The organism is Tardiphaga sp., assembly GCF_025356345.1.
Taxonomy (GTDB): Bacteria; Pseudomonadota; Alphaproteobacteria; order Rhizobiales; family Xanthobacteraceae; genus Tardiphaga.
The window spans coordinates 1-2,012 of record NZ_JANXTC010000416.1 but is presented as its reverse complement, the minus strand read 5'-3'; the positions used below and the strand labels follow the sequence as shown (position 1 = coordinate 2,012).

General features: G+C 68.3%; 4 protein-coding genes. 3 read left to right on the top strand and 1 reads right to left on the bottom strand.

What is annotated here, in order from left to right:
• Positions 1-98: 98 nt before the first annotated feature.
• The gene (locus Q0S16_RS25580) at positions 99-767 is read right to left on the bottom strand and encodes a PilZ domain-containing protein (RefSeq protein ID WP_295855124.1); all 669 of its coding nucleotides are present in this window, start codon (positions 765-767) and stop codon (positions 99-101) included.
• A gap of 130 nt (positions 768-897) precedes the next feature.
• Here Q0S16_RS25580 and Q0S16_RS25575 point away from each other — a divergent pair, with 130 nt between their 5' ends.
• From Q0S16_RS25575 to Q0S16_RS25565, 3 genes are all read left to right on the top strand, one after another.
• Positions 898-1,122: a hypothetical protein gene (locus Q0S16_RS25575; protein ID WP_295855120.1), complete on the top strand. Its 225-nt coding sequence runs from the start codon at positions 898-900 to the stop codon at positions 1,120-1,122.
• 13 nt (positions 1,123-1,135) lie between these two features.
• A complete protein-coding gene (locus tag Q0S16_RS25570) occupies positions 1,136-1,318 on the top strand; it encodes a hypothetical protein (RefSeq protein ID WP_295855117.1) in 183 nt (60 codons plus the stop codon).
• 83 nt (positions 1,319-1,401) lie between these two features.
• Positions 1,402-2,012: HK97 family phage prohead protease (locus Q0S16_RS25565; protein WP_295855113.1), on the top strand; the 611-nt coding region annotated here is incomplete at its 3' end.

The following is a 2,012-nucleotide window of genomic DNA, read 5'->3' as shown; positions in this document are numbered from 1 at the left end:
AGGTCAGATGACATTTTTCGTTCCCGATTCAAGGATGATTTGGTTCAACTTTTCGCCAGGTGCGGCGTGGTGCGGAACCGGTGAGGTTCCAGTGCGGCTCAGGCGCCGGTCGGTTCTCGCCCCTGCGCGGGGGCGCCGGCGGCCACGGCGCGCGGCGAAGGCGCCCGGTTGAGGCGGCGCTCCAGCGCCGAAGATCTCTGCTGCTCGATGAACTGCACCGCAAAACCGTCGGACAAATGCCGCACCACGCGGCCGACGCAGGAACCGACCGCCAGCGGCGTGCCGATCTCCGGCTGCACATCAGCCGACACCGCGACGCCGGTTTCCGAAGCGTCGATGATGAAGCAGCGCCGCGTTACGCCGTCGTGAAAGGTCAGCATCGAATGCGGGTTGGGCAGGATGATACGGGCGCGGCGGCGGGCGTCCTTGACCGAGCCGTCCTTCTGCTTGTTTTCCAGCCAGGCGAGCTTGTTGGCCATCTTGCGCCGGTTGTCCCGGGTCATCGCCAGCTCCATCAGGAACTCGCCGCTGGTGACGTCGGAGATACGGCCGTCCAGCTTGCCGAAATCGCCAAAATAGCTGCGGATGCTGTCGCCGACCCGGCCGATCACCGGCCCTGCCACGATCATGCGGAAGGGTGACACCCGTGTGGTGCGGCAGGCGAATTGCCGCGCGCGACCCTGCTGGTCGAGCCAGTTCGGCAATTCATAGCTGCCGCCGACCATGATGTTCACGGCCCGCTGCCTGAAGAACTCCTTCACGGACATGTCGCATCCTCTGGGGTATGCAGACACCATACAATAAAACACCCTGAGGTTGCGTGCGTTAATGCGGTGAACCTCGCGTCGCGGTTACCGAAAGGTTGACGGCGCGCGATCGTCGCGCGGGGAGCCCGCGATGTCCGAGCTGATCCGGATTGTGGCCGAGCGCGGCGACCTCGCCCATGTCGCGCTGCTGGGCTGGGCGCTGTCGGCGAGCGCCGCCTGCGCGCTGCTGCTGCGCGAATTATCCGCGGCGGCGCGGCGGTTCGACGATTTCGTTCGCGAATTGCAGGTCTTCAACCGCCGCGGCCGAGCGCTGCGACCGATCGACGAGGCCGCCGACGATCCCCCGCGAGACTGACGGAGAGCGACCCATGGATACGTTGCACCGGGTGCTGCGCACGCTGCGCCCCGAAACCAAATCCCGCCCCGACCACTTCACAGTGTTCCGCGAATTCCTGGCGCAGCTCGACGCGCTGCGGCGCCAGGCGATGCTCGACAGGCCGGTGAAGACGCCGATCCGCCGCCGCGCGATCCGGCGCGCCAAAACGGGCTAGGCGTGCCCCGGGCGGCGTGCCGCGGTCCGACGTCGATAGCTGAGAAATCAAACCGACTTCCCCCGCACCCTGCGAGGCCGCCGATGCATGCGCCATTGTCACCGCCGTCGCGGCTCGAACTGCACGCCGACGGCACCATCGAGGGCTATGCCAGCCTGTTCGGCGCGGTCGACCAGGCCCGCGACATGGTGATGCCCGGCGCGTTTCGCGACACGCTGCAAGCGCGCGGCTTGCGAAAAATCCCGATGCTGTTCCAGCACGATCCGGCCGAACCGGTCGGAATCTGGCTCGAGCTTGTGGAAGATTTTCGCGGGCTGCGCGCGCGCGGCAGGCTGATCCCGGATGTGCGCCGCGCGCGGGAATTGCTGGCGCTGCTGCGCGAAGGCGCCATCGACGGGCTGTCGATCGGCTACCGCACCGTGCGCGGCGTGATCGAGCCACGCTCGCGGGTGCGCAAACTGTACCAGCTCGACCTGTGGGAAATTTCCATCGTCACCTTCCCGCTGCTCGACGGCGCCCGCGTGGCGGCGGTGAAGCAGGCGCCGCCGTCGCGGCTGCGCGCGCAGGCCGAACGCGAGTGGGAGGCGATGCGGCAAGAAGATACGGCGCAGGGCTTGCGCGGCGCCGCGGAGGCACCGGCGCCGCGCCCGCGGCTCGGCCGCGCGGCGCCGCTGGCGCTGCGCGGCCGCGCCGA